Here is a 20,441-nt window from a genome sequence, read left to right as displayed (position 1 = left end):
AGATTCGACAAGGGGCGACCATTGTGCAATCGCAAGAAGATGACGGGGCGGAATGTCAATCCTGGTCTAACAGAGCCTTAAATAATCATTCTGTTATGTATGCAGTTGACGACAAAGCCCTGCTCTCAGAATGATTTTTTAATCCCCGTCCCAGAAAAATCATTATGCATAGAAAGTCATAATTATCATTTCGTAAACATTTCGATGAAATTAACGCCTTGGCGCATACTTGCGGTTAAAATACCGCAAGGCCTAACTACCAACCTTTAAGCCGGTCCGGAGAGACCGGGAAGGAGAATTATGGCGAACAACCATACTGCGGGCACCGCTGCCCGCACCTTCGCGCCCAGCGAGCTTTGTCAGCGCATGCTGGCCAAAACCAGCAAGGGCACCTGCGGTCCCTGCATCCTGTACCTTGAGGATGGGACCATTTTTTATGGCCGTGCATGCGGTGCCGAGGGTACCGCGACCGGCGAGGTGTGCTTCAACACCTCGCTTGAGGGCTATTTTGAGGTCATGACCGACCCGAGCTATGCCGGCCAAATTGTAACCATGACCTATCCGCAGATCGGTAACTACGGCATCGACGGGACCGACGTCCAGTCGGCCTTCCCCGGCGATACCGCTCGCCCTGCGAGCGCTCCCGCCATGCGCGGCATGATCGTCCGCGACATGTGCGTCACGCCTTCCAACTGGCGCTCGGCCGTCAGCGTGCCGGAGTACCTGCGTGCCCACGGCATCGTCGCTATCGAGGGCGTCGACACCCGCGCTCTTGTGCGCCACCTGCGCGACAACGGCTCCAAGATGGGCATTATCTCGACCGAGATCTTTGACGTCGCCGAGCTTGCCGAGCGTCTGGCCGCAGCGCCGACGCTGGTGGGCGAGAACCTGGTCAAGACCGTGAGCTGCCCTGAGCCCCACGCTTTTGCCGCGTGCGACCTGCCCGCTACGCATGACTTTGCGCTTGCTCCTGCCGCTCCTGCCCGCCACAACGTGGTCGCCTACGACTGCGGCGTCAAGCGCGGCATTTTGGAGGGTCTCGTCCGTGCCGGCTGCGACCTTACTGTCGTGCCGTGGGATATGCCCGCGAGTGAGGTGCTCGACATGAATCCCGACGGCGTCTTTTTGTCCAACGGCCCCGGCGACCCCGATGCTGTGGTGGAGACCTACGAGCAGGTGCAGCAGCTGATCGGCAAGGTGCCGGTCTTTGGTATTTGCCTTGGTCACCAGATGATCAGCCTGGCATGCGGTGCCCAAATGGAAAAGCTTAAATTCGGTCACCGTGGCGGTAACCAGCCGGTTATGAACCTGGTGAGCCGTCGCGTGGAGATCACCGCGCAAAACCACGGCTTTGGCCTGCTGTTCCCAAGTCTGGGCAAACTGATCCCGGAGCTTTCCGGCGGCGAGACCGAGCATGAGGCCGACGGCGACCTGCGCGCCTGGGTGCGTCGCGGCATCGCGCCGGTCGTGATGAACGAGCGCTTCGGCCGCATTCGCCTGACGCACGTGAACCTCAACGACGGCACCGCCGAGGGCATCCAGCTGCTCGATGCCCCGTGCTTCTCGGTCCAGTACCACCCCGAGGCCTCGCCCGGCCCCACCGATGCCCACTATCTCTTTACCGCCTTTACGCGACTCATGGACGGCGAGGAGAACTACCTGGACATCGACACCGCGAAGGACCGCCTTGCCGGCTGGAATTTTGCCGACGATGGTTCCGCCGTTCTACCGAACGGCGGACCGGTCGACGCTGCGGCTGCATCTGGCACATCATCTTGCCGCTCTGCTTCGGTCGCGCGGGCATAAGCCCAGCGCGCCCTCGCATCACGGCAACCTGATGCACCAGCTGCACCCTCGCTGACTTTTCCAAAACATTGAGTCAGCCTCTCTAGGAGGTTTTAAACATGCCTAAACGTACTGACATCAAGCGCATCCTCGTCATTGGCTCGGGCCCCATCGTTATCGGCCAGGCCTGCGAGTTTGACTACTCCGGCGCCCAGGCCTGCAAGGTGCTCAAGGAGGATGGCTTTGAGGTCATCCTGGTCAACTCCAACCCGGCGACCATCATGACCGACCCGGGTCTTGCCGACCGCACCTATGTCGAGCCCATCACCGCAGAATTTATCGAGCGCGTAATCAAGAAAGAGCGCCCGGACGCGCTGCTGCCCACGCTGGGCGGCCAGACCGGTCTGAACGCCGCCGTCGAGCTGGCAAAGGACGGTACGCTCGACAAGTACGGCGTCGAAATGATCGGCTGCGACCTGGCCGCTATCGAGCGCGGCGAGGACCGCAAGCTCTTTAACGAGGCCATGGCCGAGATTGGCCTGGAGGTCGCGCGCTCGGGCTATGCCTACAGCGTGGCCGACGCCGAGGCCATCGCCGAGCGCGTGGGTTATCCCTGCGTACTGCGCCCGAGCTTTACCCTCGGTGGCGCCGGCGGCGGCATCGCGCATACCCACGAGGAGCTCGTCTCCATCGTGAGCCAGGGCCTGGAGCTCTCGCCCGCCCACGAGGTGCTGGTCGAGGAGTCCATCGAGGGCTGGAAAGAGTATGAGATGGAGGTCATGCGTGATCACGCCGGCAACGGCATCATCGTGTGCTCCATCGAGAATCTCGACCCCATGGGCGTGCATACCGGCGACTCCATCACCGTGGCGCCGGCGCAGACCCTCTCCGACCTTGAGTATCAGCGCATGCGCGTGGCCTCGCTCGCCGTTCTGGAGAAGATCGGCGTCGAGACCGGCGGCTCCAACGTGCAGTTTGCCGTGAACTCCAACACCGGCCGCCTGATCGTCATCGAGATGAACCCGCGCGTGAGCCGTTCGTCCGCGCTGGCCTCCAAGGCCACGGGTTTCCCCATCGCCAAGGCCGCCGCGCGCCTTGCCGTGGGCTACACGCTCGACGAGATCGTCAACGACATCACCAAGGCTACGCCCGCCTGCTTTGAGCCCACGATCGACTACTGTGTGGTCAAGGTGCCGCGCTTTGCCTTCGAGAAGTTCAAGGGTACCGACCCCACGCTCACCACGCGCATGAAGGCCGTGGGCGAGATTATGGCGATCGGCCGCACCTTTGAGGAGGCCTTTGGCAAGGCTATGCGCTCGCTGGAGGATGGCCACCAGGGCATTTGCGCCGGTGGCAAAGAGGGTGCCGATAAGCTGAGCGACGACGAGCTTGCTCAGGCCGTGGCAACCCCGACCGAGCATCGCATCTTCTTTGTGGTCGAGGCCCTGCGTCGTGGCTGGGACATCGCTCGCATCCATGCCATCTGCGGTATCGATCCGTGGTACCTCAACCGTATCAACGATATGGTGCAGGTCCAGGAGAGCATCCGCGACCTGCGTGTGGAGGATATCGACGCCGACGCGATGCGCCTGCTCAAGCAGTACGGCACGAGCGATGCCGAGATCGCTGCGCTGACCGGCTCGGACGAGCGCTTTGTGCGCGCCTATCGCAAGGGTCTGGGCGTGGTTCCCAGCATGAAGACGGTCGATACCTGCGCTGCGGAGTTCTCGAGCGCCACGGAGTACCACTACAAGACGTACGAGAACATCTACCGCACGAGCCCGGATGCCAAGAAGTGCGTGGCTCCCGACGAGACCACGCCGGCGGACAAGCCCAAGGCGATGATCCTGGGCGCCGGCCCCAACCGCATTGGCCAGGGTATCGAGTTCGATTACTGCTGCGTGCACGCGAGCTATGCGCTGGCGGCCCGCGGCTTCGAGACCATCATGGTCAACTGCAATCCCGAGACCGTTTCGACCGACTACGACACGTCCGACCGTCTGTACTTTGAGCCGCTCACCTACGAGGACGTCATGGATGTCATCGATGTTGAGCGACCCGACGGCGTCGTGGTGACGCTCGGCGGCCAGACTCCGCTTAAGCTGGCGCGCATGCTCGAGGAGAGCGGCGTGAACATCATGGGCACCAAGCCCGATGCCATCGACTTTGCCGAGGACCGCGAGCGCTTTGCCGCCCTGCTCGACAAGCTGGGCATTATGTATCCGCCGGCGGGCCAGGCAACCTCGTTTGAGGAGGCCGAGGCCGTGGCCGCGCATATTGGCTACCCGCTGCTGGTGCGTCCGAGCTACGTGCTGGGCGGCCGCGGCATGATGATCGCCTACGATGCCGAGCATCTGCGCGATTACATGGCCGAGGCTGCGCGCATTAGCCCCGACTACCCGGTGTATCTGGACCGCTTCTTGGAGGGCGCGATCGAGTCCGATGTCGACGCCCTGTGCGATGGCAAAGAGGTCTACATCGGCGGCATTCTGGAGCATATCGAGGAGGCCGGTATTCACTCCGGCGACTCTGCGACCTGCATTCCGCCGTTCAGCTTTAGCGAGAGCCTGCAGGCAAAGCTTCGCGAGACTACGCGCCGCATCGCGATGGCGCTGGGCGTACGCGGCCTGGTCAACGTGCAGTACGCCATTAAGGGCGAGACCGTCTATGTGATCGAGGCCAACCCGCGTGCCAGCCGTACCGTGCCGTTTATCTCCAAGGCCACCGGCGTGCCGCTGGCCAAGTGCGCGGCGCGTATCATGGCAGGCGATTCCATCGCGAGCCTGGGCCTGCCGAGCGACGAGCGTCAGCTGGACTGGTTCTGCATGAAGGAAGCCGTTATGCCCTGGGGCCGTTTCCCGGGCGCCGACGTTATCCTGGGGCCCGAGATGAAGTCTACGGGCGAGGTCATGGGTATCGCCAAGAGCTATCCCGAGGCATATGCCAAGACGCAGCTGGCGATTGACTACAAGCTGCCCGACCCGAGCGCCGGCAAGGTGTTCATTAGCGTGTGCGACCGCGACAAGCGTCATATCCTTTCGGTCGCGCGTATCCTGCGTTACCTGGGCTTTGACATCTGCTCCACCGAGGGCACGGCGCGCGTGCTGCGCGGCGGCAACGTGACCTGCGAGGTTGTGGAGAAGATCAGCGGCCCGCACGACGGCGAGCGTCCCAACATCGGCGACCTCATCGCCGATGGCAAGATTGCGGTGATCATTAATACGCCATACGGCCCGGGCTCGCGCGGCGACGGTTATCTGCTGCGCACCGAGGCCGTGCGCCGCGGCGTGACCTGCGTGACCGCGATGTCTGCCGCCAACACGTACGTGAGTGCCATCGAGGCCGTGCGCGAGGACCAGCAGGGTCACGGCAGCGCCAACGACATGGGCATGGACGTCATCGCCCTGCAGGACCTGCCGCAGCACACGGTGTAGTTGACCTGGCCGGCCGGGGCGGCAGCCGGACACTTTCTCTCGGAAACTGGGCTTCGCGAAGTTTTCCGAGAGAAAGGACCGCCTCCCGCCCCGGCCTGCGGTGATTCAATAGCACCGTGTGCTGCCGAAGGGGCTTTGCGCGATGACTAGGGCTGAATAGAAAATGAGTGCGGGCGCCGTCGTTCATTCGAACGACGGCGCCCACGTTATATAGGAGGGACTTTCAGCCTCGTCAACCTCCCATTCCAAACCAAATCAGCCAACGTACGTCATGGCAATATCCGGTAGGTCGCAGGGTGTCCCGCGGCGGGCTGGGTTATTTAGCTGAGCGACTTTGCGAAGCAAGGGGAGCGAAGATAAAAACCCAGCCCGCCCCCGACGCACTGTGTCTAGACGGATTGCACCTTCCCCTGTTTCTAGAGATAAATACCATTTAGCGGTGATATTCAACCGTTCAAGATATTGTGTAATGGCATATTACGTCATATGACGTAATATGCCATAAGCAGTCAAGGATGATTGTCTGCGTTCAAGTCGAGAAAGGGGCAAAATGATTAAACTGTGCCGCGTCGATAGCCGGTTAGTGCATGGGCAGACCGTGTTCTCTTGGTATCCAGCGCTTAAAGCAAACGCTATTCTTGTGGTTTCAGATGAGTACGCCGCAAGCAAAGAGCGAATTCAAGCGCTGCGAATTGCAAAACCCGCTGATGCCAAATTGGTTGTCAAAAGTGTAGAAGATTCCATCGTGGCCCTTAACGGAAGCGCGGTGGATAAATACGAGCTAATTGTTGTTACGGGAAATGTACATGACGCCTGTGAAGTTGCGCGTGCGTGTCCAAAAATAACGTCTGTGAATTTAGGCGGCGCTCGACCGTTGGGGGATAGCGTAAAGGAGCTTGGCCCTGCTGTGCGCCTTTCCCAATCCGATATTAATGAAATTAAGAAAGCCATGGCTGATGGAATCGAGTTCGAGGTAAGGCAGGTTGCTAGTGAGAAAAAACGCATCGTAACAAGTTTTGATTTGTAGGAAGAGAGAGAAATATACTGCTTCAGGCTTTTCTGGTTGGTCTTGCTGCTGCTATAGGTCAATCGGATTATTTGCTCGGTACCGCGATGGTCGAGCGTCCGATTGTCCTCGGAGCGATTGTCGGTATTTTTTTGGGTGATATTCCGACTGGCGTTATTGTTGGTTTCCAGCTCGAACTCGCGTTTATGGGGGTCTGGCAGGTTGGTGCTGCCGTGCCGCCCAACGTAATTGTTGGTTCAGTTTTGGGAACAGCCTTTGCGATTACTATGGGTGCGGGTCCCGAGACCGCTCTGACTATTGCTATGCCCACTGCGGTGCTTGCCGGCATGTTTGACAGCCTTATGTATAGCGTTGTTACGCCTCCTATGGCTGTCTGGGCTGATCGTGGTGCCGAAAAGGACGACCCCAAAACGATTGCAGCCGCTATGTGGACCAATGGAATTCTCTACATCATTGCGCTTGGCTTGATTTGCGGCGTGGCTTTTTACGTTGGAAATGATGCTGTTCAGGCGCTGATTGACGCCATCCCTGATTGGCTTACGAATGGGCTTACGATCGCAACGGGTATTCTGCCCGCGCTTGGATTTGCGCAGCTTATGTCAATCCTGTCCACCAAGGAGCTGAGCTTCCTATTCTTTGGAGGCTTCTTGCTGAGTGCCTATCTAAATATTCCGACGATCGGTATCGTGGCGTTTTCGCTGATCCTGATTGGGATCCTCAATATGGCTCACATTTTTATGCCTGCCAGTGCGGCGGTCGCTAAGGAGGTTGACGATGACAACGAATTCTAATGATGTTCTTGAGCTCTCGCCGGAGTCAAATAAATCGACCGATAAGAGAATAACCAAGAAAGACTTAAAGGCGTTATTTTGGCGTAGCTTTCCACTCAACATCATGTGGAGCTTTGACCGACAAATGAACGTTGGTTTCTGCTACGACATGATTCCGGTAATCAAGCGGTTATACGATAAGCCCGAAGATCGGATCGAGGCATATAAGCGTCATCTTGAGTTCTACAATATTCAAGTTACGTTTAATCCTCTGGTCGCCGGCATTGTGGCCTCCATGGAGGAGGAGAACGCCAACAATCAGGACTTTGACGCCGCCTCAATTAACGCCATGAAAGCATCGCTTATGGCTCCGCTTTCCGGTATTGGAGATTCGCTGATCGCCAGTACGCTTCGCATGATTGCGACGGGCGTTGTGACGGGACTTTGCCTTTCGGGCAGTCTGCTCGGCCCAATCCTGTTCCTGCTTCTTTATAATGTCCCAACGATCCTGATCCGCTGGTTTGGGCTTCAGTATGGTTATTCGCTTGGCAGTGGCATGATTTCAAAGCTGAACGATTCTGATGTAATGCGCAAAGTTACGTCCGGCCTGGCGATTGTGGGACTAATGGTAGTTGGTGGAATGGTAGCGACCACTGTTGCAGTTACCACTCCGCTCGCTCTTAACTTCGGCGACACCGCGTTTAAGTTGCAGGAAACGCTCGACGGGATATTCCCGGCTCTTTTGCCGCTCTGCGCGTTCGGAATCATGTGTCTTTGCAATAAGAAACAGGTCAAAATAATTTGGCAGATTGTGGGCATTCTCGCTGCTGGTATTGTGCTCGGCGTCCTGGGGATTTTGGGCTAGAGAAGGCGTCCATCTTTTGAGATGCTGAACTCGAAGGACGATGCGTCTGCTCGCCAAACGGTTTTTGAATAGTGGAGCGGCATCTCATCGCAGGCATATGTGACGTGCTCGACAACGCTCACGGGGGCTCCAACGATATAACCGAGAAGGCTTGCTTCTTGGAGCCCCGCTATTCCTGCGGTGATTTTGAGCTTCTCAATACCGGTTGCGATGCTGTAATGGTTGGCGATCAGGTCGAAAAGACTGGCATTGTCTGTGAGAAGCTCCAGCAGTCCGGGTAGAGTGCTCTGCGTTGCATAAACGGTGTCGATGGCGCAGGGGGCATTTTCGATATAAACCAAGCGCGCAACTCGTTGCACTACGGTTCCGTTGTCAATTTTGAGCTCCCGTGCAATGTGGGCATCAGCCTTGATTAAGCCTGTTTCCAAGATGGACTTGGTTGTTTTATCGCCGTATTGGGGGTCGGCGCTCAAATTGAAAATGGTGCTTGTTCCTCGTTTCAGGGTGAGCTTCGATGGGTTTACGAATGTTCCCTTGCCTCGCAGGCGGTAGAGCAAGCTTTGGTCAATGAGATTCTGTACGGCGCGTCTTACGGTGATCCTGCTTACTTTGTATTGCTTGCAAAGCTCGGTTTCGGTGGGAATCTGACTGCCGCCGGGGAGTTCGCCAGAAACTATTTTCTTGAGGATGTCGTTTTCAACGGTCTGATAGAGAAGTTCTGGCTGAGTGAACTCGTCTTTTGCTGCAGGCATGGTGGACCCCTTGGTTTTCAGTTTCTTTAGTACATAGATATACGACAACTGAGGACATCATAAGCCGTTATCTCAAAAGTTATGGAAATATCGATTTGGCGTTATTGCCGAGAGGGGATTTAAGATGGGTAGACAATACGACGAGGCGTTGATTGGTGCCATTTCCAGTCGCTCGTTTATAACCGAGAAGAGAGGGCTCGAGGTTCAAATTCGTCCGGTTCCTGATGATGAAAGAGAGCATGTGCTTGACCCACGAATTCTCGAGGTATCCCGCAAGAAGATGCGGAATGTTAGCATGTCTCCGAGCTGGACGAGCCTTATTGGAATGCGTCATCGCCCGGATAAGCCGACATACCGCCTACTCGATGGTGAGGTTCAGCGCGATGAGATCCTCATGGAGGCGGCCGATCGCTATATAGATTTATTCGTCTGGACGCCACCAAATCATAAGGAGGCAAGTCCGGCGCTTGTTTACCTGCACGGCGGCGCGTTTATGGCGGGGAATGTTCTGCAATTTGAACATCAGCTCGAGTTCATCGCCGAAAAGTCTGGTGCAGTGGTGGTTTATCCGGAATACCGCTTGGCGCCGGAGACGGCATTTCCGGGGCAGATCGAGGATTGCGTTCTTGCTCTTGATTATGTGCGCGAGCATGCCGCGGATCTCGGAATCGATCCTCATAAAATAATGGTCGCCGGCGACTCCGCGGGAGGAAGCCTTACTAATGCGTGTGTTCAGCTCAGGGGTGCTGGAGCTGTAGCCCATGCCTTCGAAATCTATCCTGAAGTCGACCTTGCGGGCGAACAGGGCGAGGGATATGAGGATTTTCCTGCGATAGCCGATCAGGAGGACGTTGCGCGTTTTCGCATCGACCATCTTCGCGATTCGGACGGTCCGATGGTCGAACTTTGCGCACACGGAAAAATGTCTCCTCATGACCCGTTGATTTCTGCGCTAATGCTTGAGGACTGCACTGATTTCTCCCCGGTGACTATCGTGACATCCGAATACGATCCGCTTCGTATCCCCGATGAAAAATGGGCTACAAAATTACGGTCTTCAGGAATCGATGTTGAGGTCATCGAATATGCCGGGTGTGACCATGGTTTTTTCGATCATTTTGGCGTGTACCCGCAATCGGAAGACGTGTGTTTGTTGATGGCCGAGAAGCTTAAAGAAATGGCTGCACAATAACGTCTCTCGGCGATAAGGGACTGAAGTCGCCTGTGTTTCTGCGTTTGTGGTTCTCGGTCTGATTATAAAAATGAGGCTTGCTCCTTGCCCGAGTGGGTGGGGAGCAGTTTGTTTTTTGTAGCGATGCGAGGCGAATGCCGCGTGCTTTAGATTGCCATTTTGCTTCGCTGTATACCACTTGACATAATAAAAGAGGCAAGGGCGGTGCGAGGGCCAACAGTCATTCTAAGCTCGGATTCGTATCCTAAAAGGTTGTTTCTGTTGCGCGGCACAATATAGCAAAAAAGAATGATAAAATGAATTCGAAAAAGAATTCATTTTTAGGAGGTATGTATGCCTGCCTTGCAGATGCTCGACAACCTTGTTCCAATTAGCGATTTCAGCCACGGTAAGGGCTCGGCTGCCTTTTCGAAGGTTGGGGACGACAATCCTGTTGTGGTCCTCAAACACAACAAGCCAGCATTTGTGATTGTGACACCCGATGAATACAGGGAAGCGAAGCAAGCGGAGGAGGACCTCGCCTTGTTAACGTTGGCGCTTAAGAGAGTGGCTGCGACAGGTGACGATGCGCTTGTTTCCCTGTCTGATGTTATGGAAGAGCTGGGTGTGAGCCAGGACGAACTCGATCAGATGGATGAGGTCGAGTTTGAATGAGTGGGTACGAAGTCGCTTTCTACCCAGATGCTCTCAAGGATATTAAGCGTCTGGACGGCTCCCAACGAAAGATTGTCCTTAAGGCTATAGAAAAAATCAGAACGAACCCATTGCCGCAGAACGAGGGTGGATTTGGCAAGCCTCTTGGAAACAAGGCGGGTACGGATTTGACTGGCTTTATGAAAATCAAGCTCAGGGGAAGTGGCATTCGAATCGTGTACCGTCTCATCAGAATTAAAGAAAAAATGGCCATCGTAGTGGTAGGCGCTCGCGAAGACATGGAAGTCTACCGAACTGCTCAGAGACGAACACTCGATTTCGAGAAATGGGCGGAAGAGAATATCTAGCTTTAACGATGAACGACGAGTGAGCGTTGGTAGGGCCCTGACGAATTAGATTCGTCAGGGTTTTTTCTGGACCAATTGCCTTTCAGCCTCCGTTAACCTTTCTTTCCAATTCATCAGCCAACGTACGTCATGGCAATCCCCGGTAGGTCGCAGGGTGGCGGCTGAGCCTTTCCCTCGGGAAACTTCGCGAAGCCCAGTTCCCGAGGGAAAGGCTCAGCCGCCACCACAAAGACCGCAGGGACGGGAGCGGCTATACTACTCTCAGTAGTTAAGGGTCGCGGATCCGCCGCGTCACCGCTCTCAACAGGAGGTCTTTGTTTATGGCAGATCAAAAGCCGGTTGTCGGGATCATCATGGGTTCCAAGTCCGATCTGGGCGTTATGGAAGGCTGCACCGCCGAGCTCGAGGCGCTGGGCGTGCCCTATGAGCTCGTCATTGCGAGCGCACACCGCACGCCGGCGAAGGTCCACGAGTGGGCTTCGACTGCTGCCGATCGCGGTATCAAAGTGATTATCGCCGCCGCCGGCAAGGCCGCTCACCTGGGTGGTGTCGTGGCTGCCTTTACGCCGCTGCCGGTCATCGGCGTGCCTATGAAGACGAGTGACCTGGGCGGTATGGATTCGCTGCTGTCGATGGTGCAGATGCCTTCGGGCGTGCCCGTGGCCTGCGTTGCCATCAACGGCGCCAAGAACGCCGCCATCTACGCCACGCAGATTCTAGGCGCTTGCGACCCCGAGTACCGCAAGGTTATCGAGAAGATGAAGCAGGAGATGGCCGACGCCTAGGCGTTCTGCCGTTTCACCGCAGTATAAGGAGAGCCATGTCCGACTATCAGGGAAAACGATTCAAGGCTTCTCAGATTCCCGATCCATCGAAGCCGGGTGCTGCCCATGCGGCGCAGCAGGGTCGGGCATCCTCTCCTCAGCAGCCGCGCGCGCCGCGCCCCGTGACACCGGCGACGCATCGTCGACAGGACGCGCCAGCCGCATATCGACCTTCATCTTATAGCAACGCTAAGAAGCCGCCCCGGTCTTCATCGCATGCCGCGCCGTCGGATTACACCGAGCCGCCGCGCAAAAAGCGCCGCTCCATTATTCCCATTCTGCTCATCATCATCGGCATCGGTCTGATTGTCGCCGCCGCCGCTATCTTTATTAATGCTCAGATTGGCTATAAGCAGGCGAGCGAGTCGTATCAGAAAATCGAGAAGCAATATGTAAGCGATAAGGACGCCAGCGGCGTGCCGATTATCGACTTCGATGCGCTTGCTCAGACAAACCCCGAGATTGTGGGTTGGATTTACGCGCCGGGAACCAACATCAACTATCCCGTGGTGCAGTCCAATAACAAATCCAAATACCTCAACACGCTGTTTGACGGTACGTCCAATGCATCGGGTGCGATTTTCTTGGACAGTGACGATACCGCGCCGGGAATGGTTGACCAGCAGACCACGATCTACGGCCACCACATGAACGACGGATCGATGTTCAATGTGATCTCGGATACGACCGATCAGGCGACGTTCGACAGCATAGAGTACGTGTATTACATCACGCGCGACGCCACCTATAAACTGCGACCACTGGCGACCAAAGTTGTCGAGGACACGTATGCCAAGGCGCGCACGCCCAATTTTGAGGGCGACGACGGGCTCAAGAACTACCTGTCCGAGATGCTCGACGGTGCCTCTGCCGTGGCGAGCGATGCCATCGATCGTGCCGCTTCGGCAACCAAGGTGGCAACGCTTGTGACCTGTCGTTCGTTATCGCTGAGCAACACGCGTGCCGTCATGGTGCTCACGCCGGTCGAGGAATAAGTTGTTCGAGAGTAGCTAAAAAAGCCCCGTTCCAAATTGGCTACTCGATGACGGTAAGGGAGAAATGATGCTTGAGAATGGCAAAACGATGCCTTCGGTTGATGCTTGGCTGCGCGAGGCCAAGGCCGATTCGTCGGCACCTGCGTGCGGTATGTATCTGACACATAACGGTGTGGTGCGCGCGACGCCCAAGTCCGAGGTCCGCGGGATCGAAACCGATGGCGTAGCTCCCGGGCGCAGGGTGGGCGGCATGGTGTTCGGCTTCGATGCTCAGAAAGTGCAGGCTGCTATCGAGGCCACGCGCGCGATGCCGGGTATCGGCTATGTGCGCGTGTGGCTGGCAAGCGGCGAGCTTGCCGTAGGTGACGACATCATGCTCGTGCTCATTGGCGGGGACATTCGCCCGCATGTGGTCGATGCGCTGCAGTCGCTCGTCGGCACCATCAAGAACGAGTGCGTGAGCGAGGTCGAGCGCGAGGCGTAAGGCCTCGTCGGCAATCCGAGTCTGTCTATAGCGAAAGCCCGCCGGCAGTTCATGTAGATCTGCCAGCGGGCTTTGATGTGTTGGAGCTATTTTGCTCTGGCGTTTGCTACACGCGTGTGGCGTCCTTGGGGCTCATGGTCATACTCTGAAAACGGTTCTCCATATATTCGTTATCGAAATGCTTGTCATAGAACTGTGCGACGGGAATATTTCGAACGGTTCCGTTGACGCGCTGATACCAATAGTCGAGCGATTGCAACGTCATGACGCCGTCGATCAACATGACGGCGGTCAGGATGACGGTAGCAGAGTAGCGGCGTTTCCATGGAATCATATTGATGAGCTTAAGCAGGCGCGGCAGCAAGACCTTGATCCAGATGGGGCCACCCAGGCCCCACATGCAGGCAAACGGCGTGCATGTGCGTCCCCCGGTCAATACCGCGATGGGATCGGGCATGCCGAATAGCCTAATGTGTGAATAGCTCCACGACACCACGCCAAATGAGGTCTGCATAAACCAGCCTACAAACACCTCGAAAGCGCCGCCGATCAGGGCACTTACCAGGAAAATGATCAGAGGATTCTTTTTATAGAAGCGGTTGAGCGCCATGGTCATGAGCACCACGCCAAATCCGTAGATGGGGCTAAAGGGGCCAAATAGCATACCGGCACGGTCCTGATAGACGCCGGGATCGACGACGACCATATGCCAGACTTCCTCGAGAATGAGACCTAACACGCTGCAGACGAAGAATACCCAGAACAGGTTGAAGTAGTTGAGCTTGATGTAGCCCTCGCCGGTTTCGTCGCGGCCGAGCATCCCCTCGGCGGCGGCATCGCGGTCGAGCATCTCTTGCAGACGGCGCTGCAGTTCGCGCTCCTGGCGTAGCGTGGGGTCGACGGTGGCCGACAGCGCAATGAGGATGACAAGCTGGACGGCGGGGCGCAGCAGGAAGGGTCCGATGCCCTGGAGCATCACGTCAACTAAAAGCTCCACGACGGTAAATGCGATGAGGACGTAAGACAGGCGGGCGGCATTGCGCCGCTGGTCCTTGATGAGGTCCAGGCCAAAGACGATCAAGATGATCGCGCTTGCCGCCGAGAGCATAATGCCGGCGACGATAAGGCCAACCGCGACTAGGGTGTTATCACCGAGCTTAGCGGCGACGTTGCCGTTAATGAGTGCGGTGATGACCTGCCACATAAAGACGGCGACTGACGGGAGCGTGCCCACGCCAGATAGGGTGCACAGGACTGCGTAGACCTTGATGATAAGGGGGGTCTTCTTGGCCTCCGTGGTGCTGGGGACACTGGGGTCGAGTTGATTTCGATCCATACGCTACCTTTCTCGTCTTGTAGTAGCCTACAAGGATACGCCGACGACCAGCTAAAAGACAGGACGAACGTCCCAATTGCAACAATGTAGCCCCTAGCGCGGGCGAGACACGGCGCACGGGAAGTCTTCGAGGCCGTTGCCCCTGAGAGTGGACTACCCAATAAAATGTTTGGCTGCAAAACGGATTATAAGCTCGGTGGGCTTTTAAAAAGCGCTGTTCATGCGCGGGAGTGCTTGTCTTGCCGTGCGTATAATAGGGCAGGTAACGCCAAATAACGAGGCTCTGAGGGGATGCCATGTCTCAAGAAACCATCCACGCGGCCGAGCACGCCGCGGGACAGGTGAAGACCATGTCGACGTATGATCCGGACTCCGACCAGCTGCATGAGGAATGCGGCATTTTTGGTGTGTGGGCACCCGATCGCGATGTGGCTCGACTGACGTACTTTGGTCTGCGCGCGCTGCAGCATCGCGGCCAGGAATCGGCGGGAATCGCCGTGGGTGATGGCGGCACGGTTATGGTTCGCAAAGACCTGGGACTGCTCGATCGCGTGTTCTCCAACGCCGACCTGTCGACGCTCTCCGGCCAGCTGGCCGTGGGCCACGTGCGCTATGGCACCGCCGGCGCCAAGAGCTGGGAAGCCTCTCAGCCGCATCTTTCTACCATCAACAGCGTCATCATCGCGCTTGCTCACAACGGCACTCTGGTCAACACCGACGAGCTGCGCCGCCAGCTGATCGAGCTGGGCGTGCCGTTCCTCTCCAATTCGGATTCCGAGGTCGCGACTAAGCTTATCGGCTACTTTACTCAGCGTACGGGCCACCTGCGCGAGGGCATTCGCAAGACCATGGAGCTCGTGCGCGGCGGCTACGCCATGACGCTCATCAACGAGCAGGCGCTCTACGCATTCCGCGATCCGCACGGCATTCGCCCGCTCGTGCTGGGCAAGCTGGTGGACGAGGGTTTGGACCAGGCCGATGCCGCATCCGTTTCGCAGCTGCCGTCGCAGGACGGCGCCGCGACGGTCGACTCCGCCGTCCATGTCACGCGCGCCGGCGGCTGGGTCGTTGCCTCCGAGACCTGCGCACTCGACATCGTGGGTGCCGAGTACGTCCGTGACGTCCGTCCCGGCGAGATCTTGCGCATCAGCGCCGAGGGTCTGGTATCCGAGCAGGGCGTGCCTGCAGCCGAAGAGCCCGCCAACTGCATCTTTGAGCAGGTCTACTTCGCCCGTCCCGACTCCATCATGAACGGCAAGAGCGTCTATGCCTGCCGTTACGACATGGGCCGTCAGCTGGCACACGAGGAGCCCGTCGAGGCCGACCTGGTCATCGGCGTGCCCGACTCCGGCCTGCCGCCCGCGGAGGGGTATTCGCACGAGAGCGGTATTCCCTTTGGCGAGGGCCTCATCAAGAACCGCTACGTGGGCCGTACGTTTATCGAGCCTACGCAGGAGTTGCGCGCCATGGGCGTGCGTATGAAACTCAACCCGCTGCGCGACAACATCGAGGGCAAGCGCCTGGTCGTCATCGACGACTCCATCGTGCGCGGCACCACCATGGTGCAGCTCGTCAAGATGCTGCGCAACGCTGGTGCCAAGGAGATTCACATCCGCATCAACTCGCCCGAGGTCATCTGGCCGTGCTTCTACGGCATCGATACCGACGTGCAGTCGCAGCTTATCAGCGCCAACAAGACGGTCGACGAGATTTGCGAGTACATCGGCGCCGATTCGCTGGCTTTCCTTTCGGTCGAGGGCCTGCTGAAGGTCATGCCCAAGGGCGGCTACTGCGATGCGTGCTTTACCGGCCGCTACCCCGTGGCGATTCCCGAGAGCTTTGGCCGCGATAAGTTTATGGAGGGCTTTAAGCCCCGCAACCTGGATAAGCCGCTGCACTTTGACGACGACGCCGTGGTCGAGAAATACGACGACCGCAGCTGGGAAGAGGAGCACGGCGAGGCCTAAAGCCTGCCATGTAGGGACAGGTTTATTCTGGTAGGTTTTACCTGCTGTTTTGTTGATATGACGGCGTGTGCTGTTATGGCACACGCCGAAATGAACGCAACTATGAGCACCGTTTGGCGCCCGCGCGGCGGACGGTAGTGGGAGAGGAAGGCTCAGATGAGCGACAGCAAGCATGTGACGTATGAGGATGCCGGCGTCGATACCGCTGAGGGCGGCCGCGCCGTCGACGCTATTAAGCAGATGGTCAAGGACACCAATCGCCCCGAGGTTATCGGCGGTATCGGTGGCTTTGGTGGCCTGTTCTCGGCCGCCGCGCTTAAGGATATGGAAGACCCGATTCTGATTAGCGGTACCGACGGCGTGGGCACCAAGCTCGTGCTCGCCCAGATCATGGACCGTCACGAGACGGTGGGCCAGGACCTGGTCGCTATGTGCGTCAACGACATTCTGGCTTCGGGCGCCGAGCCGCTGTTTTTCCTGGACTACGTTGCCATCGGTCACATCGAGGCCGAGCACATGGCAAAGATCATCAAGGGCGTGGCCGATGGCTGCAAGCTCGCGGGCTGCGCGCTCGTGGGCGGCGAGATGGCCGAGCACCCCGGCGTCATGGCGCCTGCCGACTACGACCTCGCCGGCTTTACCGTGGGTGTCGTCGATCGTCCCAAGATGCTCGACCCCGCGAACGTCCGCCCCGGCGACGTGATTCTGGGCCTGCCTTCCACCGGTGTGCACTCCAACGGCTACTCGCTCGTGCGTAAGGTCATCGGCGTCGACGGTATTAAGCCGGGTACGCCCGAGGCCGCCGCTAAGGCCGAGGAGCTGAGCCGCCCGCTCGAGGAGCTTGGTGGTGCATCGCTGGCAGACGCTCTGCTGGCCCCCACGCGCATCTACGTCAAGCCGGTTCTTGAGCTGCTCCGCGGCGGCGCTCCGGTGCACGCCATCGCCCACATCACTGGCGGCGGTATTACCGAGAACCTCAACCGCGCGCTCGCCGACGACGTCGACGCCGTGGTCACCCGCAACGGTGCCGAGATGGGTTGGGACGTTCCGCCCGTCATCACCTATGTGTCGCGCCAGGCCGAGCTTGCGCCCAACGAGGCATGCAAGACCTTCAACATGGGTGTTGGCCTGTGCCTGATCGTCGCCCCCGAGGACGAGGCTGCGGTTACCGAGGCCCTGGTCGCGCTGGGCGAGAAGCCGTTCCGCGTGGGCGAGTGCGTCGAGGGTTCCGGTAAGGTCGTGTACTCCGATGAGCGCTAACGAGCAGATGGCTGCCGCCAAGGGCCTGGACTTTGTGTCCTATACCCGTCCGACCGGCACCGATACGGCCGAGCCGCTCAAGATCGGCGTGCTCATCAGCGGTTCGGGTACCAACCTGCAGGCGTTGATCGACCTGATCGCCGCCGGCAAGCTCAACGCTTCGATTGAGCTTGTGGTGTCGAGCCGTCCTTCGGCTAAGGGTTTGCAGCGCGCTGAGCGCGCGGGCATCCAGACGCTCACGCTGTCCAAGGATGTCTACGCCGACCCTATTGCCGCCGACGAGATCATCGCACACGAGCTGCTCGAACGCGGCTGCGAGTATGTGGTCATGGCCGGCTACATGCGCATGGTGCACACGCCGCTGCTGGCGGCGTTTCCCAACCGCGTGGTCAACTTGCATCCGGCACTGCTGCCGAGCTTTACCGGTGCGCATGCGATTGACGATGCCTTTGCGCGCGGTGTCAAGGTGACCGGCGTGACCGTGCACTTTGCCAACGAGATCTACGACAACGGCCCCATCATCGCCCAGCGTGCGCTGGCTGTTGAGGAGGGCTGGGACGTCGACACGCTCGAGGAGCACATCCACGCGATTGAGCACGTGCTGTATCCCGAGGTCGTGCAGATGCTCGCCGACGGCCGCGTCCACGTGCTGGAGAGCGGCAAGGTCGCAATTGACGCGCCTCGCGGCTAGCGGCGCACAGTACAATTTAGCCGAGTAGTCAGGGTGGTCATTGGCGCCAAGGCGCGCGTGGCCACCTTTTGTTTTGGGTAGTCATCGGGAACGGGCTTTAACGACTGGTCATTCAAGAACGTCGCAGGTGACTAGATGAGAGAGGTGAGCGCATGGCGGATAACGAAGCGCTGTTTACGCCTGAGCTGGTGTTTTTTGATTGGGAGTGTGCAACGCCGGATGAGGTGTTTGCGCGGCTTGAGGGCGAGCTTGCACCACGTGGCTACATTGCCGACGGTTGGCTCGACGCCGTTCGCATGCGCGAGGATGCCTATCCCACGGGTCTTGCCATGCCGGCGGCAAGCATTGCCATTCCGCATACCGATCCGGGGTTTGTGGCCAAGCCCTATATCGCGGTGGTGAAGCCCGCCGCGCCCGTGACATTTAACGCTATGGCTGGCATGGGCGCTCCGGTGCCGGCGCAGATCGTCATCAATCTGGGCATCGCCGAGCCAGGCGGCCAGGTCGAGGCCCTACAGGCGCTCATGAACATCTTTATGGATGCCGATGCCGCAGCCGACGTGCTCGGCCAGACCACGTCCCAGGGCATGGTCGACGCCATCCGCCGTCACTTCTAAGGTGGGGCTGAGTCGGCACTTGGGGACTGTCCCTAACTGCCGGCTGCCAGAGCTGTCCCCTTTGCACCAAAATGGTGCAGATTAACCTGTCCCCAATGCACCAAGCGTGCCGCGGGGGCTGCGTTGTGACACAATGGCGTTTGTTCGATTCGTTATGCGAAAGGCCAACTATGGCAAATAAGAAAAAGAACTCCGAGGCCGCGCCGACGCCCGAGCAGCAGGCCCGCGCTGCCTCCAGCTCTCGCAAGAAGCAGCGCAAGACGTACGTGTCTAAGACCGTCAAGATCGTTCTGGTGGTCATCGGCGTGCTGGCGATGCTGCTTTCCGTCTCGGCGATGGCGTGCTCCGGCCTTATGTCGCAGGCCGAGGACACCTCGGGCTACAAGCTGACCGGCGGTGTCGCTGCTACTATCAACGGCACCAACCTCACCGAGGACACCGTGACCAAGCAGATCATGAGCATGCGTACGTCCTACGGCTACACCAAGGACAAGGACTGGGCACAGTATCTGGTTGACAACGACCTCACGCCCAAGAAGTACCGCAAGCAGCTCATCGGCTCCTACACGCAGCAGATTCTGCTTCAGCAGGCACAGAAGGAGAACGGCGTGACGGTGTCGGACGAGGAGGTCGAGAAGGCTTGGAAGGACGCGTGCAAGAGCGCGGGCGGTGCCAAGGCCTTTAAGAAGACCCTCAAGACCTACGGCTATACCGAGGACACCTACAAGGACTCGCTCAAGGAGAGCCTGGCGCAGCAGAAACTCAAGGATGCGGTAGCACCCACGAGCAAGCCCAAGGACAGCGAGATTGTCGATTACATCAACGAGAACCTGTCCAACTACAATGACGCTCGTCGCTCGTCGAATATTCTGATCAAGGTCGATTCCGACGCTTCCGACGAGGACAAGGCCGCCGCCAAGGCCAAGGCGCAGGAGTGCCTGGACAAGATCAACTCCGGCGAGCTGAGCTTTGAGGACGCCGTGAAGCAGTACTCCGACGATACCGGCTCCAAGGATAAGAAGGGCGATGTGGGCTGGGACAAGCTCACCACCTTCGTCGACAGCTACCAGGCGGCGCTCGAGGGGCTCAACAAGGGCGATGTGAGCGACGTCGTCGAGTCGACCTATGGTTACCACATCATCAAGTGCACCGACTACTTCCATGTCGATAATCAGGTCGATGACATTAAGCAGGTGCCCAAGGACATCAAGAAGTACGTCTCCAACGTGGTGAAGACGCAGGCGGCAAGCACTGCGTACAGCGAGTGGCTGGAGCAGTACAAGAAGGACGCCGACATCACCGTTAACCCCATGCCCAAGGACGTGCCGTACAACGTGAGCCTGAAGGGTGTCACCAAGAGTTCGACCGATGACGCGTCGACAACTGAGTAATCATGGGGCGGTACCCGTGCGAGTGCCGCCCACGCTATTGAGGAGGATTT

At 58.3% G+C, this 20,441-nt stretch carries 18 protein-coding genes; 16 read left to right on the top strand and 2 right to left on the bottom strand.

Annotation, left to right across the window (positions count from 1 at the left end; all coding sequences use genetic code 11):
• The first annotated feature begins 300 nt into the window (after window positions 1-300).
• The 5 genes from carA to I2D57_RS04880 all read left to right on the top strand — a co-directional run bounded on the left by carA (window position 301) and on the right by I2D57_RS04880 (window position 7,881).
• The gene (gene carA / locus I2D57_RS04900) at window positions 301-1,806 is read left to right on the top strand and encodes a glutamine-hydrolyzing carbamoyl-phosphate synthase small subunit (RefSeq protein ID WP_229055634.1); all 1,506 of its coding nucleotides are present in this window, start codon (window positions 301-303) and stop codon (window positions 1,804-1,806) included.
• Between the two features lie 98 nt (window positions 1,807-1,904).
• Window positions 1,905-5,219: a carbamoyl-phosphate synthase large subunit gene (gene carB, locus I2D57_RS04895; RefSeq protein ID WP_195361677.1), complete on the top strand. Its 3,315-nt coding sequence runs from the start codon at window positions 1,905-1,907 to the stop codon at window positions 5,217-5,219.
• Between the two features lie 550 nt (window positions 5,220-5,769).
• Complete coding sequence (locus tag I2D57_RS04890) at window positions 5,770-6,246, top strand: PTS sugar transporter subunit IIB (RefSeq protein ID WP_195361676.1); 477 nt, start codon at window positions 5,770-5,772, stop codon at window positions 6,244-6,246.
• A gap of 14 nt (window positions 6,247-6,260) precedes the next feature.
• On the top strand, window positions 6,261-7,037 hold the full coding sequence (locus I2D57_RS04885) for a PTS mannose/fructose/sorbose/N-acetylgalactosamine transporter subunit IIC (RefSeq protein WP_006235817.1): 777 nt from the start codon (window positions 6,261-6,263) through the stop codon (window positions 7,035-7,037).
• Window positions 7,021-7,881, top strand: a complete 861-nt coding sequence (locus I2D57_RS04880) for a PTS system mannose/fructose/sorbose family transporter subunit IID (protein ID WP_195239961.1) — start codon at window positions 7,021-7,023, stop codon at window positions 7,879-7,881. Before I2D57_RS04885 ends, I2D57_RS04880 begins: the two co-directional genes overlap by 17 nt.
• On the opposite strand, the gene I2D57_RS04875 is transcribed toward I2D57_RS04880, so the two are convergent.
• On the bottom strand, window positions 7,878-8,633 hold the full coding sequence (locus I2D57_RS04875) for a GntR family transcriptional regulator (RefSeq protein ID WP_195239959.1): 756 nt from the start codon (window positions 8,631-8,633) through the stop codon (window positions 7,878-7,880). The two genes, I2D57_RS04880 and I2D57_RS04875, sit on opposite strands and share 4 nt — an antisense overlap.
• Before the next feature lie 124 nt (window positions 8,634-8,757).
• Between I2D57_RS04875 and I2D57_RS04870 the strand changes: the two genes are divergently transcribed.
• From I2D57_RS04870 to I2D57_RS04845, 6 genes are all read left to right on the top strand, one after another.
• A complete protein-coding gene (locus I2D57_RS04870; protein WP_195239957.1) occupies window positions 8,758-9,825 on the top strand; it encodes an alpha/beta hydrolase in 1,068 nt (355 codons plus the stop codon).
• A gap of 333 nt (window positions 9,826-10,158) precedes the next feature.
• The gene (locus tag I2D57_RS04865; protein ID WP_195239955.1) at window positions 10,159-10,479 is read left to right on the top strand and encodes a type II toxin-antitoxin system prevent-host-death family antitoxin; all 321 of its coding nucleotides are present in this window, start codon (window positions 10,159-10,161) and stop codon (window positions 10,477-10,479) included.
• The gene (locus I2D57_RS04860) at window positions 10,476-10,826 is read left to right on the top strand and encodes a type II toxin-antitoxin system RelE family toxin (protein ID WP_195361675.1); all 351 of its coding nucleotides are present in this window, start codon (window positions 10,476-10,478) and stop codon (window positions 10,824-10,826) included. Before I2D57_RS04865 ends, I2D57_RS04860 begins: the two co-directional genes overlap by 4 nt.
• Window positions 10,827-11,146: 320 nt before the next feature.
• Complete coding sequence (gene purE, locus I2D57_RS04855) at window positions 11,147-11,611, top strand: 5-(carboxyamino)imidazole ribonucleotide mutase (RefSeq protein ID WP_006235810.1); 465 nt, start codon at window positions 11,147-11,149, stop codon at window positions 11,609-11,611.
• Between the two features lie 35 nt (window positions 11,612-11,646).
• Complete coding sequence (locus I2D57_RS04850; RefSeq protein ID WP_195361674.1) at window positions 11,647-12,645, top strand: class B sortase; 999 nt, start codon at window positions 11,647-11,649, stop codon at window positions 12,643-12,645.
• Window positions 12,646-12,712: 67 nt separating this feature from the next.
• On the top strand, window positions 12,713-13,129 hold the full coding sequence (locus I2D57_RS04845; RefSeq protein WP_229055632.1) for a molybdenum cofactor biosynthesis protein MoaE: 417 nt from the start codon (window positions 12,713-12,715) through the stop codon (window positions 13,127-13,129).
• A gap of 106 nt (window positions 13,130-13,235) precedes the next feature.
• Here the strand turns inward: I2D57_RS04845 and I2D57_RS04840 are convergent, their stop codons facing one another.
• Entirely contained in the window at window positions 13,236-14,465 is a 1,230-nt protein-coding gene (locus tag I2D57_RS04840) for a putative ABC transporter permease (protein WP_195361673.1), read from the bottom strand.
• Window positions 14,466-14,815: 350 nt separating this feature from the next.
• Here I2D57_RS04840 and purF point away from each other — a divergent pair, with 350 nt between their 5' ends.
• The 5 genes from purF to I2D57_RS04815 all read left to right on the top strand — a co-directional run bounded on the left by purF (window position 14,816) and on the right by I2D57_RS04815 (window position 20,391).
• Complete coding sequence (gene purF / locus I2D57_RS04835) at window positions 14,816-16,432, top strand: amidophosphoribosyltransferase (RefSeq protein ID WP_195361679.1); 1,617 nt, start codon at window positions 14,816-14,818, stop codon at window positions 16,430-16,432.
• A 156-nt stretch (window positions 16,433-16,588) separates the two neighbouring features.
• Window positions 16,589-17,692 carry a phosphoribosylformylglycinamidine cyclo-ligase gene (gene purM, locus I2D57_RS04830; protein ID WP_195361672.1) on the top strand — a complete coding sequence of 368 codons (1,104 nt, stop codon included), beginning with the start codon at window positions 16,589-16,591 and terminating at the stop codon, window positions 17,690-17,692.
• Window positions 17,682-18,383 (top strand): phosphoribosylglycinamide formyltransferase, encoded by a 702-nt coding sequence (gene purN, locus I2D57_RS04825; RefSeq protein WP_195361671.1) that lies wholly within the window; start codon window positions 17,682-17,684, stop codon window positions 18,381-18,383. The genes purM and purN overlap by 11 nt, the downstream gene beginning before the upstream one ends.
• 152 nt (window positions 18,384-18,535) lie before the next feature.
• Window positions 18,536-19,000 (top strand): PTS sugar transporter subunit IIA, encoded by a 465-nt coding sequence (locus I2D57_RS04820; protein WP_195361670.1) that lies wholly within the window; start codon window positions 18,536-18,538, stop codon window positions 18,998-19,000.
• 170 nt (window positions 19,001-19,170) lie between these two features.
• Window positions 19,171-20,391, top strand: coding sequence for a peptidylprolyl isomerase (locus I2D57_RS04815; protein ID WP_195361669.1), 1,221 nt, complete (start codon window positions 19,171-19,173; stop codon window positions 20,389-20,391).
• Window positions 20,392-20,441 lie beyond the last annotated feature (50 nt).

It is taken from the genome of Collinsella aerofaciens (assembly GCF_015553355.1).
GTDB classification, from domain to species: Bacteria; Actinomycetota; Coriobacteriia; order Coriobacteriales; family Coriobacteriaceae; genus Collinsella; species Collinsella aerofaciens_V.
Note: the sequence above shows the minus strand (reverse complement) of the source record. Positions and strands in the feature narration are given on the sequence as shown.

Bases quoted from the DNA above. Each gene is read 5' to 3' on its own strand.
- carA (WP_229055634.1), top strand. From the start codon at position 301: ATGGCGAACAACCATACTGCGGGCACCGCTGCCCGCACCTTCGCGCCC.
- carB (WP_195361677.1), top strand. From the start codon at position 1,905: ATGCCTAAACGTACTGACATCAAGCGCATCCTCGTCATTGGCTCGGGC.
- I2D57_RS04890 (WP_195361676.1), top strand. From the start codon at position 5,770: ATGATTAAACTGTGCCGCGTCGATAGCCGGTTAGTGCATGGGCAGACC.
- I2D57_RS04880 (WP_195239961.1), top strand. From the start codon at position 7,021: ATGACAACGAATTCTAATGATGTTCTTGAGCTCTCGCCGGAGTCAAAT.
- I2D57_RS04875 (WP_195239959.1), bottom strand. From the start codon at position 8,633: ATGCCTGCAGCAAAAGACGAGTTCACTCAGCCAGAACTTCTCTATCAG.
- I2D57_RS04870 (WP_195239957.1), top strand. From the start codon at position 8,758: ATGGGTAGACAATACGACGAGGCGTTGATTGGTGCCATTTCCAGTCGC.
- I2D57_RS04865 (WP_195239955.1), top strand. From the start codon at position 10,159: ATGCCTGCCTTGCAGATGCTCGACAACCTTGTTCCAATTAGCGATTTC.
- I2D57_RS04860 (WP_195361675.1), top strand. From the start codon at position 10,476: ATGAGTGGGTACGAAGTCGCTTTCTACCCAGATGCTCTCAAGGATATT.
- purE (WP_006235810.1), top strand. From the start codon at position 11,147: ATGGCAGATCAAAAGCCGGTTGTCGGGATCATCATGGGTTCCAAGTCC.
- I2D57_RS04850 (WP_195361674.1), top strand. From the start codon at position 11,647: ATGTCCGACTATCAGGGAAAACGATTCAAGGCTTCTCAGATTCCCGAT.
- I2D57_RS04845 (WP_229055632.1), top strand. From the start codon at position 12,713: ATGCTTGAGAATGGCAAAACGATGCCTTCGGTTGATGCTTGGCTGCGC.
- I2D57_RS04840 (WP_195361673.1), bottom strand. From the start codon at position 14,465: ATGGATCGAAATCAACTCGACCCCAGTGTCCCCAGCACCACGGAGGCC.
- purF (WP_195361679.1), top strand. From the start codon at position 14,816: ATGTCGACGTATGATCCGGACTCCGACCAGCTGCATGAGGAATGCGGC.
- purM (WP_195361672.1), top strand. From the start codon at position 16,589: ATGAGCGACAGCAAGCATGTGACGTATGAGGATGCCGGCGTCGATACC.
- purN (WP_195361671.1), top strand. From the start codon at position 17,682: ATGAGCGCTAACGAGCAGATGGCTGCCGCCAAGGGCCTGGACTTTGTG.
- I2D57_RS04820 (WP_195361670.1), top strand. From the start codon at position 18,536: ATGGCGGATAACGAAGCGCTGTTTACGCCTGAGCTGGTGTTTTTTGAT.
- I2D57_RS04815 (WP_195361669.1), top strand. From the start codon at position 19,171: ATGGCAAATAAGAAAAAGAACTCCGAGGCCGCGCCGACGCCCGAGCAG.